This is a genomic window from Endozoicomonas sp. (assembly GCF_051008435.1).
Taxonomy (GTDB): Bacteria; Pseudomonadota; Gammaproteobacteria; order Pseudomonadales; family Endozoicomonadaceae; genus Endozoicomonas_A.
This window is the reverse complement of sequence record NZ_JBPCXO010000199.1, coordinates 1-13,652: the sequence shown is the minus strand read 5'-3', so window position 1 is coordinate 13,652 and position 13,652 is coordinate 1. Positions and strand designations below refer to the sequence as shown.

At 45.9% G+C, this 13,652-nt stretch carries 13 protein-coding genes; 8 read left to right on the top strand and 5 right to left on the bottom strand.

Features of this window, described 5'->3' with window-relative positions:
- Positions 1 to 291: 291 nt before the first annotated feature.
- Positions 292 to 513 carry a dodecin gene (locus tag ACR2PX_RS09900; protein ID WP_433999196.1) on the bottom strand — a complete coding sequence of 74 codons (222 nt, stop codon included), beginning with the start codon at positions 511 to 513 and terminating at the stop codon, positions 292 to 294.
- A 105-nt stretch (positions 514 to 618) separates the two neighbouring features.
- Positions 619 to 1,791, bottom strand: coding sequence for a MerR family transcriptional regulator (locus tag ACR2PX_RS09895; protein ID WP_433999195.1), 1,173 nt, complete (start codon positions 1,789 to 1,791; stop codon positions 619 to 621).
- 183 nt (positions 1,792 to 1,974) lie between these two features.
- Between ACR2PX_RS09895 and ACR2PX_RS09890 the strand changes: the two genes are divergently transcribed.
- The 4 genes from ACR2PX_RS09890 (at position 1,975) to galE (ending at position 7,029) form a co-directional block, all read left to right on the top strand.
- Positions 1,975 to 2,892 carry a ketopantoate reductase family protein gene (locus ACR2PX_RS09890; RefSeq protein ID WP_433999194.1) on the top strand — a complete coding sequence of 306 codons (918 nt, stop codon included), beginning with the start codon at positions 1,975 to 1,977 and terminating at the stop codon, positions 2,890 to 2,892.
- A gap of 82 nt (positions 2,893 to 2,974) precedes the next feature.
- Positions 2,975 to 5,011 carry an ATP-binding protein gene (locus ACR2PX_RS09885; RefSeq protein WP_433999193.1) on the top strand — a complete coding sequence of 679 codons (2,037 nt, stop codon included), beginning with the start codon at positions 2,975 to 2,977 and terminating at the stop codon, positions 5,009 to 5,011.
- Positions 5,012 to 5,116: 105 nt separating this feature from the next.
- A complete protein-coding gene (gene nadC, locus ACR2PX_RS09880; RefSeq protein ID WP_433999192.1) occupies positions 5,117 to 5,995 on the top strand; it encodes a carboxylating nicotinate-nucleotide diphosphorylase in 879 nt (292 codons plus the stop codon).
- A gap of 17 nt (positions 5,996 to 6,012) precedes the next feature.
- The gene (galE, locus tag ACR2PX_RS09875) at positions 6,013 to 7,029 is read left to right on the top strand and encodes a UDP-glucose 4-epimerase GalE (protein WP_433999191.1); all 1,017 of its coding nucleotides are present in this window, start codon (positions 6,013 to 6,015) and stop codon (positions 7,027 to 7,029) included.
- Between the two features lie 79 nt (positions 7,030 to 7,108).
- On the opposite strand, the gene ACR2PX_RS09870 is transcribed toward galE, so the two are convergent.
- Positions 7,109 to 8,134: a TraB/GumN family protein gene (locus ACR2PX_RS09870; protein ID WP_433999190.1), complete on the bottom strand. Its 1,026-nt coding sequence runs from the start codon at positions 8,132 to 8,134 to the stop codon at positions 7,109 to 7,111.
- A 274-nt stretch (positions 8,135 to 8,408) separates the two neighbouring features.
- Here ACR2PX_RS09870 and ACR2PX_RS09865 point away from each other — a divergent pair, with 274 nt between their 5' ends.
- On the top strand, positions 8,409 to 10,148 hold the full coding sequence (locus ACR2PX_RS09865; RefSeq protein ID WP_433999189.1) for a hypothetical protein: 1,740 nt from the start codon (positions 8,409 to 8,411) through the stop codon (positions 10,146 to 10,148).
- Between the two features lie 118 nt (positions 10,149 to 10,266).
- A complete protein-coding gene (locus tag ACR2PX_RS09860) occupies positions 10,267 to 10,626 on the top strand; it encodes a hypothetical protein (protein WP_433999188.1) in 360 nt (119 codons plus the stop codon).
- A 49-nt stretch (positions 10,627 to 10,675) separates the two neighbouring features.
- On the opposite strand, the gene ACR2PX_RS09855 is transcribed toward ACR2PX_RS09860, so the two are convergent.
- Positions 10,676 to 11,128, bottom strand: a complete 453-nt coding sequence (locus tag ACR2PX_RS09855) for a pilin (RefSeq protein ID WP_433999187.1) — start codon at positions 11,126 to 11,128, stop codon at positions 10,676 to 10,678.
- 177 nt (positions 11,129 to 11,305) lie between these two features.
- Between ACR2PX_RS09855 and ACR2PX_RS09850 the strand changes: the two genes are divergently transcribed.
- Positions 11,306 to 11,746, top strand: a complete 441-nt coding sequence (locus ACR2PX_RS09850; protein WP_433999186.1) for a hypothetical protein — start codon at positions 11,306 to 11,308, stop codon at positions 11,744 to 11,746.
- Positions 11,747 to 11,765: 19 nt separating this feature from the next.
- Here ACR2PX_RS09850 and ACR2PX_RS09845 read toward each other — a convergent pair whose 3' ends face one another.
- Positions 11,766 to 12,896 carry an O-antigen ligase family protein gene (locus ACR2PX_RS09845; protein WP_433999185.1) on the bottom strand — a complete coding sequence of 377 codons (1,131 nt, stop codon included), beginning with the start codon at positions 12,894 to 12,896 and terminating at the stop codon, positions 11,766 to 11,768.
- Between the two features lie 465 nt (positions 12,897 to 13,361).
- Between ACR2PX_RS09845 and ACR2PX_RS09840 the strand changes: the two genes are divergently transcribed.
- Positions 13,362 to 13,571 carry a FitA-like ribbon-helix-helix domain-containing protein gene (locus ACR2PX_RS09840; RefSeq protein WP_433999184.1) on the top strand — a complete coding sequence of 70 codons (210 nt, stop codon included), beginning with the start codon at positions 13,362 to 13,364 and terminating at the stop codon, positions 13,569 to 13,571.
- The last annotated feature ends 81 nt before the right edge of the window (positions 13,572 to 13,652 follow it).

The window sequence follows — 13,652 nt, the reverse complement described above, 5'->3', positions numbered from 1 at the left end:
AGACAGTTTTTATGATTATTTGAGGCGAATAGCGAGCTATTCAACGAAAAGAATCATAGAAAATGGCCAAATCCGGCTTTTTCGCAGTAGGTCAGTGGTAAGTCCGACAGGCTCCTAGACAGCTTCGTTGTATTTGTGCGAATAGTTAATCTATTTAAACAAATACAACGAAAAAACTGACCGCTCTTTCTGGATTTTAGGCCGAAACAGTCTTGAGTTCGACGGCCTCCCCTCTATTGTATCCGAGAATCCCTGTTGGATGGCAAGCCCCGGTTAACCGGGGTATATAAATCAAGATGATTTGTCGTGATCTTCCAACCTGAAGCCAATTCTTACCGTTATCTGGAAATGAGCTATTTCACCATTTTCGATGTGGCCACGATGCTCCACAACTTCGTACCAACCCAGGTTTTTCAACGTCACGCTGGCAGTGGCAATAGCATTGCGAATAGCATCATCGCTGCTGACATTTGAGCTGCCTACCACTTCCAGAATTTTGTATATGTGCCCCATGAATACTCTCCACGACATTGGCAAGGTAGAGAAAGTATAGACATCCTTAATCGCACTAAGGACAAAACCATAGACTTGAATGACGGTTTACCGGCTCATGGCTGTTTAACTGCGTTTAGCAAGAACAAACATTTGATAGCCAAACTCGCCAAGGTATTTTCTGTAGATACCCATCTCAGTTTCAATGTTCTGCAGCGCAACTGAGCCAGGCATGGCAGGTGACAAATCATGGATTCGTTTTCTGAGGGGTTCAGCGTAGTTATCCCAAGCTTCTCTACTGAGGGAAAAAGAATCTACCATGTCGTATCCAGCAACATGAATTTGCTCCATACGCGTTTTAATCGTTTGAATATCAGGATAAGCCTGCTTCCAATATTCCATCGATTCCTGACTTGGTTTATCTGTCAGCCACACCAGGTCGCTTACCATCATGAAACCACCCGGCTGTATAAGCGGGTGCCATTGCGCCAGTGCTTTTTGAACCCCCATAATATAAGCGCTGCCTTCTGCCCAAATAAGATCAAAACTTTTTTTCTCAAAAGGCAACTCAGTCATGCTAACGCATACCGTATTCAGCCTTCCGGAAATACCCTGTTGCTCAAAACGCTCTGACAACTCAGTCAATGCTGACTGTTCATTATCTATTGCCGTCACCTTTGCGCCTGTGTTGTCAACCAACACCTTTGTTGCCAGCCCTTTACCGCAGCCGACCTCCAGAATACTGGTGGGCGCTGCAGGCACCAGTGACAAAGCTTTTAGCGTGTCCTTTTTACTGCCTGGCCCCCAACGTTCGAGCCCCTCAAAGACTTTCATAAAGTCGGCCATATACGTTTCGTGATCATTCATGTCTTTTGATAACCATTTCAATCTCAAGGCTTCTTTCTCACTGAAGCCCTGATTCATTAACCAATCCAGATGAGCATCAGGAGCAAGCCTGTCAAGATCCTCATGCCAGGTTCTGAGATCACCCTCCCCCAGCATGGCTGCGAGTAAAGCTCGTGACTGTTGCTTTAGTGCAATTTCCTCATCAAGCTGCCTGAGTCGGCTTTGTAATAAGTGTCTGTCCAGTTTCGACTCCAGACAGGCTTTGCACTCTTTCAGAGTCAACCCTCCAGCCTGCAGCTGCTGAATCAAACGAACTCGTTGAAGATCTTTATCGCTGTATAAACGGTACCCATTCTCAAGTCGCTTTCCTGAAATAAGCTTCTGTTTCTCATAATAAAGAAGTGCTGTGCGTGAGAGTCCAACGGCAGCGGCTAACTCAGAAATTCGATACACATTTAAGTACCCTTCAACTATCAATAGCGAGGAACCATAAGCTATAAAGCTGTAGACAGGTCAAGAAAAATTGAAGTCAATAGAACAACCTGAAACCGGCTAACTCAGATAACTACACTGCTCATTCACAAATTATCCTGCCCTGTATAAACTGCTCTTTTTGCAATCTGGGTGGACAGCAAAGTGACCTGGCATATTATGGGTGCTGGCAGTATGGGCTGCCTGTGGACAGCTCAGTTTCTAAAAGCAGGCATGAAACCAACCCTGCTTTTACGAGAACAGAGACTCCATACTCTGCAAACCAAGGATCCTGTTCTGGCCATCGAAGAGCTGGATGGAACCACTCATCACTATCCCATCAATCTGGAATCACCCCAATCTCTTACCACTTCCATAGAGTACTTACTGGTCTGCACTAAAGCTCAGGATGCAGAAGCGGCGGTTCATTCAGTGGCCGACCAATTATCAGACCAATGTCAGATACTATTAATGCAGAATGGGTTGGGTAGCCAACAGGCTATAGCTCAGCATTTCAGTTCACAAACCGTTTGGGCAGCTTCTACAACGGAAGGTGCGTGGATGAAAGATTTTCTGCATGTTTGCCATGCCGGTCATGGTTCAACCTGGATAGGCCCGATGGGTCATACACCTGATGAATCTACCTGGCAGGGCTTAAGAAGTTCTCTGGAAAAGCTACCAGTCGACATTCAATATACTCATCCGATAGAGCTTAAGCTTTGGGACAAGCTGGCTGTCAATTGTGCTATCAATGGCCTGACTGCCCTATATGATTGTAAGAACGGTGAGCTGTTGGACACAGAAGAACGAAGAGCACGTTTGGCAGCACTGACAGAAGAAGTCACTCAAGTAAGAAGTGCAGCAGGGATTCCCACTCCCGGAAATCTTCTTGAGTTAGTCAAACAAGTTTGCAGAGATACCGCCATGAACAACTCTTCTACCTGCATGGATGCTCGACAAGGCCGAAAGACGGAACTGACTTTCATCAACGGTTACTTGATTGAACAAGCGGCAAAGCTGGGTGTGAAAACCCCTGCCAACCAGCAGCTTATGAGAGAGCTGGCAAACCTTGGTATTCAGTAACAATAAATAGAACCATTGTACTAATTAAAAAAAGGGAGTAGCTTCGGCAGTAAATGGGTCCCAATGAAAAGAACAACAACCCATGCGCCGACTCAACCAGGCTTTTTATCGTTACTTATCCAGCCTCTCTCTCAGCAGAAAACTGCTGGGCGGGCTGATCAGTGTAGTACTGGCTATTGCCATCATTGCCACTGGAGTGGTGATGGTTTCAGCCTATCTGATGTCCAAACATTATTTCCTTCCGGCTAATGTACAGGCTGTCGTCAAGATTCTGTCTGAAGATGCCGTTCTGATGTCATTAACCGGGAATGTGACGCGTGCTGAACAGACTCTGGCCGCCGCCAGCGAATACTCCCAGATTCGGGCTTTAGCCGTTTACAATCCGGAGGGTAAACTCCACGCTTTTTATAACAGCCTTCCAAAAGAATTCTCTATACCGTCGCAAGTTCCTGACCGCATTGAATCGGAGTTCCAGTATATGGCTCATGTCGAAAAGATGCCTGGGCAGGAATACACACTGTACATTCAGGCTGACCCTTCCCTGCCCCTATTCTTTTTTAGTTTTATGAGCCTGGCAGGCCTTTTGATTCTGTTCGTTTTTGCACTGCTGACCTTCATGGTGACACGCTTTATCCGCCGATTCGTGACATTGCCTGTCCTTCACCTGATCCGGGTTGCCAAGAAAGTGTCTGAAGCAGAAAACTATGAAATCAGGGCGAGACGTTTTCATAAAGATGAAATAGGTTCTCTGGCCGAAACCTTTAATTCCATGCTGCAACGTATTGCCATTCGTGACCAGCAATTAACAGAAGAACGGGACAAGGCAGAAAAAGCGGGAGCACAGGCTCAACAGATGGCTGCTCAAATGCAACTCAGCAACGAGGAGCTTGAGCGGGAAATGGTAGTTCGACACCAGATTGAAAAAAAACTGACCCGTTTTCAGGACTACCTCAACAATATTATTGATTCCATGCCTTCTGCCCTCGTTGCTGTTGATAATCAGCTCAAGGTGAATCAGTGCAACTCTGAAGCGGCTCGATTGGCCCGGTTGCCATTCAGCCAGATTATCAGCCAGCCACTGGTGCACATTTTACCGTTCCTCTATCAGTGTCAGGATCAAATTAAAAAAACCCTGGCAGAACAGACGGCACAGCGTGTCGAAAAGCTTCCCATCAAACTGGATGAAACAGAGAGCTACCTGGACCTTGTGATTTACCCATTGAGTGGTGATGACACGCCCGGAGCCGTCATAAGAATTGATAACATCACCCAGCGCCTGAGACTGGAAGAAATGATGGTGCAGACAGAAAAGATGATGTCGGTAGGTGGACTGGCAGCGGGGATGGCCCATGAAATCAATAACCCGCTAGGTGCCATCATCCAGAATACCCAGAATATCCGCCGTCGACTTTCCAATCGTTTGCCTGCAAACCAGGCAGCAGCGGACGAGGAAAATATATCGCTTGATGCTTTAAACCATTACCTGGAAGAGCGTGGCATAGTGCGCTTTCTCGATAATATTCAGGATGCAGGGGTTCGTGCCTCAAAAATTGTCTCAAATATGCTGCTTTTCAGTCGTGGAGGAGAACGGGCACTGTCTCTTACCCCACTGACTGATCTGATTGAGCGGACTATTGAAATAGCGGCCAATGACTTCAACCTTCAGAAAGGACTCGACTTTATGCATATCCGGGTTCACAAGGAATTGGACCCCACTCTTCAGGATGTTCCCTGCATTGCCAGCGAAATTCAGCAGGTGCTATTGAACCTTTTAAAAAATGCCGCCTTTGCCATTAATCACCGCAAGGATAAAACAGAAGTCGGGCAGATTACCTTGAGAACCGTCAAAGAGGATGACCGGGTCATTATTTCGGTAGGAGACAATGGCAGCGGCATAGACAGCCAGGTTCGCAAGCGCATTTTTGAGCCCTTTTACACCACCAAGGAAGTCGGTAAAGGAACTGGACTGGGGCTTTCTGTCTCTTACTTTATTATTACGACTCACCACAAAGGCAGCATGAGTGTCTTTTCAGTACCCGGTAAAGGCACTGAGTTCACTATTAGCCTGCCACTGGATAGCAAAAAAGTTTCCAATCCCGTCTGCGAGCTGCCTGATTAACCTCAGTATCAAATCTTTGTACGCAGAAAATCTCAGGAGTTGTTTATAATCTCTGCCAATCGTTTATCATTTCCAGCGAAAGATTGTTCACGATAAAGAGTCGACATGCAGCCCCAGGACCACTCCGCTTCTGACCTGACCGAAACCATCCAGACCAATGTACGACATGCTCTGGAAGAAGATATCGGTACAGGCGACATCACCGCCTCCCTGATCCCTGCTGACCAGATGGCCAAAGCCCGTATTCTTTGCCGGGAGTCCGCTGTTATTGCCGGACGCTCCTGGTTTGATGAAGTCTTCAAGCAGATTGATCCGTCGGTCACTCTGGACTGGCAGGTCGAAGAAGGAGAGCAGGTTCAAGCCGACCAGGTATTGGTTTATATGGAAGGTCCAGCTCGCAGTCTGTTAACCGGCGAACGTGCCGCCATGAACTTTCTGCAGACACTTTCTGGCACCGCAACCCGTTGTTATCACTATGCTAATCTGGTCAAAGAGACGGGCGTTCGACTGCTGGATACCCGTAAAACCCTGCCCGGTCTTCGCCTTGCCCAGAAATATGCTGTTAAGGCAGGTGGATGCCACAACCATCGAATCGGTCTGTATGATGCCTTCCTGATCAAGGAAAATCATATTGCCGCCTGCGGTGGCATTGAGCAGGCCGTCAACAAGGCCCGCGAAATGGCTCCGGGTAAACCCGTGGAAATTGAGGTTGAGAACATGGAAGAGTTCCAACTGGCTCGCAACGCTGGTGCCGATATCATCATGCTGGATAACTTCCCTCTGGAAACACTTAGAGAGACGGTTGAGCTCAACAAAACCCTGCCTGCACCCCAACCCAAGCTGGAAGCTTCCGGTGGTATCACCGACGAGCGCCTGCCGGTCATTGCAGCAACCGGGGTCGACTTTATTTCCATTGGAACTCTGACCAAAGACATTCAATCCATCGACTTGTCCATGAGACTGGTTGATAAAGCAAAGTTCTGAACAGGGAGCGACAGATAATGAGCAAAATTCTTGTTACCGGTGGCGCAGGCTATATTGGCAGCCACACATGTCTGGAATTATTAAACGACAACTATGAAATAGTGGTTCTGGATAACCTCAGTAACAGCAGTGAAGAGTCGCTGAGTCGTGTCCAGAACATTACCGGTAAAACACTGGAGTTTGTCAACGGAGACATTCGTGACTGTGCCCTGTTGGACTCCCTGTTTCAACAACATGACTTTGAAGCCGTTATTCACTTTGCCGGTTTGAAAGCCGTCGGAGAGTCCTGTGAGATTCCTCTCGATTATTATGACAACAATGTGTACGGCACCATTGTACTTTGTCAGGCTATGCAGGCAGCCAACGTTAAACGCATCGTGTTCAGTTCTTCCGCCACGGTTTACGGTGATCCTGCCACGCTGCCTATCACAGAAGACTTTCCACTGAGTGCCACCAACCCTTACGGTCGCTCTAAACTGATTGTGGAAGAAGTGCTTGAAGACCTCTTCAAGTCAGATACAGACTGGAGCATCGCCCTGCTGCGTTACTTCAATCCAGCAGGTGCTCATTCTTCTGGTCGTATTGGCGAAGATCCTAACGACATCCCTAATAATCTCATGCCTTATGTGTCCCAGGTCGCGATTGGCAAACTGGAAAAGCTGAGAGTATTCGGTGACGACTACCCAACCGTGGATGGTACCGGTGTCCGTGATTACATCCATGTGGTTGACCTATCAATAGGGCATGTCAGAGCCATTGAAAAACTTCGTACGACCAAAGGCGTGCATACCTGGAACCTGGGTGTCGGCAAAGGTTACAGCGTACTGGAAATGGTGGCAGCCTTTGAACAGGCATCCGGTAAAGGGGTTCCTTATGAAGTCACTCCCCGCCGCTCCGGAGATATTGCAGCCTGCTACGCCAACCCTGAAAAAGCGCTAAAAGAGTTGGGCTGGAAAGCCGAGCGTGGACTGGAAGAAATGGTTACGGATGCCTGGCGTTGGCAGTCCGATAACCCCAATGGTTACCAGAGTTAGCTCGATTTATGCGTGTTGTTGCCAAACCGGGGACACGTCACATCACTATTGAAGTAGAAGTGTCCCTGTACAGTTCACATCACTCTTGAACTTTAATCCGTTTTGGCAGTTTCATCATTACCGGTTTAACGGTATAGCCCGAAGAGAGGAGCAAGTTAACCAAACCGTTTTGACCATATAAATGGTTATAGCCAACAACAAACATGCTTTTATATGACTTCTCAAGTTCGCTCTTAATGGTTGGCATGAAACAAAAGTTCCTGGCATCCACCATTATTTTTTCAATATACTGCTCAACCCATTGATAAATAAACAATGAAGGGTAGGCTCCCGGCGCATATCTTGACCCCAAGCTTAACTTTTCTGCCTCAGTAATATCACAGTAGGGATCTGTTAAATAGCACGAAAGTATCATATTTCTATAATATTCATACTCTTGCGCTTCATGAGTCAAAAGAACTCGACTTTCATCTCTCAATAACCATCTTTTCAACCTGATTTTTTGAATAAATTCAGGAAAAGACAGCAACATTAAATGAACCTCATTCCACTCTAGAACCCCAAATGTTTTTTTCTTGCTTTGACCATAAGAAAGTAACGCATCATCCACCGACCCGGTAAAAACAGAGAAGTCTTCGTCAACCCCTTTCAACATAAATTGGTCAGACAGGCTGACTAACATAGAATTCAGACAGTCAACATTAGATTCTTTTGAAAACTGGCTATTTTCAGAGCTCAGCTTCTGTCTGGCTAATTCCATCTCGTTACCAGTGAGAAAACTGGAAAGACCCCGGCTACAGTTCCTGAATAAATCATTATTGTCTTTTAACGGTTCATAACCAAACATTTCAGCCGTTTCAAAAACAAGATGATGACTTTGATCAATCGCCTCCTGCAATCCTGAAAACACAGCAAAAAGAATCGCTACAGACTGCTCGGAATAACGTGACAGAGGCGTATTGTGGATCGTCCCAAACAGGTACCCTCTGACTTTCTGGTCTTCATCATAAACTTCCCATAAACGATGCCTGACTTCCTCCTCAGCACTGACAGGGATCGTCAAACTCATTAAAAAACATACCAAAAGAACTATACGAATAATCATAAGAATCTAATAATCTGTGGTTTGCAAACGACTCTAAACGCTTCAAAAGGCTCTGCTCGTAATAAATGTTGGTAGGATATTTTCCGATCCTCGCAGCCCAAGAAAACTGGATATCCTGTGACTTTCAGAAGAAACGTCACTGTCCCGCACGATTGCAGAGTTTCTAAACCTTACCAACATTTAATATGAACAGAGCCCTTCAAAAGACGAATAACCTTAGAGCTTATTCAGCCGATAATCTTAGATACTTTTCTATAAACCAGGTTCCATCCTTATGGTTTCTTTTTCTAAGCAGATTACCGAACTCATGCCTGATCGACTCTCACTATTACTTTTCATCACTTTATTAACCATCGGCCAGTCCGTTTTCGCTGCATGTCCAGCCTGGACTGAAGAGCTAACTAAAAAGCAAATCAGCGATCTACAGAAAGAGGTCAAACATCATGATGATCTCTACTACAACAAGCACTCCCCTGTTTTAACCGACAATGAATACGATGCATTAAAAGCTCAGCTGCAATCACTGAAAAAGTGTTTTCCAGACCTGACTCTGCCAGCCGTGGCCCAGGAAAATGCAGAGGGTGATGTGGATCACAGAGCTTTTATGGGCAGCCTGAAGAAAGCACGGGATATTAAAGACATCAAGAAATTCCTTAAAGAAGCCGGTAAGGAACGCATTCTGGTTCAACCCAAGATAGATGGTGTTGCCGTTGAACTGGTCTATCAAAACGGCAAATTGGTTGCCGCTTCTACACGAGGTACTGGCGATAAGGGTGAGAGTATTCTGGATGCAGTAAAACTGATGCCCAGGATACCGAAGGAGCTGAAAACCGAGTATAACGACATCATCCTGCATGGTGAGCTTTTTGCCCGACTGGATGACACCGTCAGACAGTCAGGTTACAGCAGTGCCCGTCATTTTGTCTCTGGCCATATCAGCCGCAATGAGTTGGACGTTCTATCCTTGGGCAGTATTGAGTTTTTCCCCTGGCGCTGGGTCAACAGCCCCTTCGAAAGCGACAATACCGTCATTAATATCCTGTACACTTATGGCTTTGAATTACCCACTATGTACACCGACCTGGGTAATAATTTCAAAGATATTGAGAAGATTCGCCAAACTTATTTAAACCGAAGCGATGTTGAACCCTTCCTTATGGATGGCATCGTTCTGAAACTGGACAACCTGGAACTGCGTAAAAAGCTGGGCTGGCACAGCCACAATCCTGCCTGGGCTATTGCCTGGAAATTCCCTTCAGACATGGCTGTCACGGAAGTCAAGAGTGTCGATTTCAGAGTAGGCAGAACCGGCCACATCACTCCGGTTCTTCAGCTTGAACCTGTTGAAATCAAAGGTGAAACCATCCAGCAGGTCTCATTGGGCAGTATTAACAATCTGACTGAGAAAGACATTGCTATTGGCGATCAGATCTCCGTTCAACTAAAAGGCGCAGCCACACCGGTTTTTGGTAAAGTGATTCTGAGGCCAGAACATCGCACTAAACCAGCGCTTCCTGACCAGGCAAAGTACGACCCTTTTTCTTGTCTTGAGTTGAAACCCGGCTGTGAAGAACAACTGACAGCCCGGCTAAAATGGCTGGGCATGAGGCTGGATATCCCCTTTTTGCACGAACCACTGATAAAAAAGCTGATGGCCAATAAAGCCATCAGCCACTTTCCAGATATTTTCAAACTATCAGAATCTAACCTGAAACAGGCAGGCTTAGCCGACGATTCATCCAGACAACTACTTTCTGCGCTAAGCAATGCTCACACATCGCCTCTGAAGTCTCAGATAAGAGCTTTAAGCATTCCACAGGTAGGAGAAAGTCGTTCCATAAAACTGGCAAAGCATTTTAAAAAATGGCCAGAGCTCTTTACAGCACAGAATCAGGAAATAGCCACCAGAATCCATATGAACCTTGAACAAGTAAAAATACTGAAAAAATACCTTCAAACTTCAGCCATCAGCGAGACTTTGGAGCTTCTAAGCCACCCTGCCCCCCGGCAGTAACTCTTTTATAGAAAAGCCTTTTCTTGTCTTCTTGAATTTCATCAACTGTCATCTATCCTGATTCAGTCACTGCCAACCCTATATAAGTCATTAATTCATTAATTAATTAAGAGGTCTTATGGCTGAGTCGTTGTTTGCACAACTTAAAAAGATCGGTATTGATGAAGAACTGGCTCACCAGGTCAGTGCGTCACTTGATCCCGATTACAACGCCAGCAAGAAAGATGTGCTGATCATGCAAGAAGCCATTATGCAGGTTCAGTTAAAGAGTGAAAGCAGCTATAACACACTGCGAGCTGAAATTTCTGACGCGCGCTCCGAAGTGACTGATGTGCGTTCCGAAGTGGCTGATGTGAGAAATGATGTTGCCGGAGTCCGCTCCGAAGTAGGTGCCATGCACCGCCAGTACTGGATTACCTTTGGCGGGTTGATTACCACTATTCTCAGTGTCTTTGGGATTAACTGGTATTTTCATTAAAAAAGGCCGGATTTGCATCCAGCCTCAACACACTCTGTATAGCGGATTATTAGGGTGAAAAATCTGGGTTCTTTGTCAAAGCTTCATTACTACATACAGCTTGACCAGATGCACAAGTTAAACTCCATACTGTTCCTGTTTCGTCAGGTGTGTAAGTCAAAGTTTCGTTACCATATGCACCACCAGGTGTAATGGTTATTATTCCTGCTCCTGACAAAGCTGTAACACCACTTGTAACACTCCTGATTGCTGGAATACCGTTCGTTCCAGAAGTTACACATGAAGTGATAGCATTAGTTTGTGCACAAATACCGACTGCAGTCTTAAACTGACTGGCTTCACTGAGTGCCGCATTCACAGTCGCGTTACGGGTGTAGTCTTGGTACTGGGGAATCGCCACTGCCGCCAGAATACCAATGATCGCCACTACGATCATCAGTTCGATCAACGTGAAACCCAGCATCCTGGACATCCATGTTTTCATCTCGTCATCCTCGATCATTGAATAGCTGCCCTCCGCCGTTACACCGGGCCCCACAGGTCAGTCTCTAGCAGGATGTTTCGGCGTTCATGCCCAGAGCTTTAGGCTTATCTCTCCTTCTTGAGCCATCTGATTTCTCGTGATTTTCAGGCTTGCTCCGATAACCCATTTACAGGTTCATCAACTAAGGCAGCTGCTATGAGAAATCGCACCCTTCTCGATAATAAAAACCTCTCACTCGCCGCCCGGGCCATCACTGTTGTACTGGTACTGACATCTACAGTGATAACAGGGGCTGTGAGCCTGCAATATGTTTATCAGGGGGAAGTAGATCACTACTTTGAAGCAGAGCAAGGTTCAGAGCTGATGCTGATCATTCAGTCCGGGCACCATACGCTGAAAACCACGGGTTCAGGCAAAGACAACTTCAGGCCACTTTTAGGTAATGAGCTGGGCGATTATAAGGAGCACACATTTGTTGGCTGGCACGCTGATTTCAGCCAGATGAGCTGGGGGGGTGGGTTTCCCTTCTTTATGCTTTATGAAGTCCGCTATCAGAGAGGACAGACTCAAGAGTTTTTTTCCTATGAAGGTTTACTGAATCCACAACTGGTCGCTCGCGAAGTGCACATTAATTAAGCTAAAGGCTCCAATTAAGCTAAAGGCTCCAATTAAGCTGGAAGGCTCCATTCTGCCAGAAGCGTGGAGCCATAGGTTCGAAAGGAATAGAAATAGGGTAGCCGCCTTGAATAAACTCACCATAGAAAATGATAAAAAAGCTCATCGATAACAAGATGAGTAATGACACCCATAATCCTGAAACAGTCCGGGCAACAACGGAATAGTCCGATACTCTAGCGCCAGTCTCTACGCTTTCCTTATTGTGAGCATGCAGACAATAGCCCACCACAAGCACCATCATCAGCTGACTCATCGGTGTGATGAGTACGCCACTGATCTGAGCATGAAGCACTGCACTGCAACAGGCCCACAAGGCACTTATCTGAACATAGGTTGCCTGCTGAGTGAGCTGTTTCTTATCCAAACGCTTTCTGAGCCCTATGAGAAAGGATATTCCGCCCCACAGTAAAGCAGTGATTAGACACAATGTAGCAACAACGCCCCACTCAGAAAGCCACTGAAAAACCATATTATGGGGTGATCCGGGCCCTTTGCCTGTAGAAAGAATAAACTGCTGTGGCCCCACTCCAAACAAAGGATTCTGTACTGTTAACGCCCACGCAGTGCTCCAAAGCTCAAGACGATCATAGGTTTTTAATGTGTCGGTAAGAGGCCTGAATCCATTAAACCCATGCTCCAGCACATAAGGAATCAGCCAGATCAACACCACATAAAGAAACAAGCCCACTATCAGCGCTCTCCCATGAATTCGAATTAACTGTTTCATGGGTTCCTTAAAACAAAAATAACCCGCTATCCCACTCACCAATAGGGAAAGAGTAATGCCTCGACTTTCCGAGAGGAAAAGGAAAAAATACATCACAATCAAAGGAATCCAGCTTAATATCTGGATTAAAGGTAATTTATCCTTCGATACCATAGGCAATAATGCCAATAAAGGAATCAAGCAATTCTGGGCATGATTTAAAATCCTTGGGTTGGTGAATCCGTAAACCGTGTGCATCCAGGCATCAGGCGGGTATTGCAGATGAATAGCATACTGAAACAGGTAGCCAAAAGCGTAAAAACCTATCGCTATACCGATGAGGCTGATGACGCTGATCAACTTTCTCTCGTCAATACTCTTTGCCAGAAGCAGTGAACTCATAATTAGTAAACTGTAGAGCCCAACCTCTTGAAGCCCTTTTTCAGGATACTGGCTCATAAGTGCAGATAATGTTCCAAACAATAAGCCAAGAATGATCAGTATCTTGGCTAGAACTGGTAAATGAACAGAGCCCTTCAGGGGATGACAGCAAAAGATGAACACTCCAAAGGCTGCTGAAAGATAAACAACCTGAGTTACTCGCCTGAAGTTATAGCTGGACAGCCCAAAGTCCCAGATTAGAAGAGCTGTCCACATAGCCAGCAGTGTGCACGTTATAAGAAGCGGTGCTGCATTTTTATGAAATGGTTTCTGAATGGCTGTGAACATGAGAGCTGGGTGCCTGTGAACATATTTATCAAATATCGGCAGCTAGATAAATTGAACAAGAGCCCTCACAAACCCAATGACTTATTGGAAGTGATATCAATGATATCGCCTATAGATTGAATGCTTATGGAGATTCTCATGGTCAATCTGATAGTACGCAATATTGACGAAAAAATAGTGGATGCACTCAAAGCACATGCAGGTAAACATGAGAGAAGTGCAGAAGCTGAGCATCGAAGAATTCTGGAGTCAGCACTCCTTCGCCCCTGGAAAAAGAGTTTTACTGAGGCATTGAAAAACATTCCAGGAGCCTGTCGGACTTATGCTTTCGAGCATACTCTCTATTGAAGAGTCAGTAGAACGAGTCGACAGTCTTGAGCGTTCTAGACAGCTTCGATGGATTCGTGAGAATAGTTGACCTATTTAATC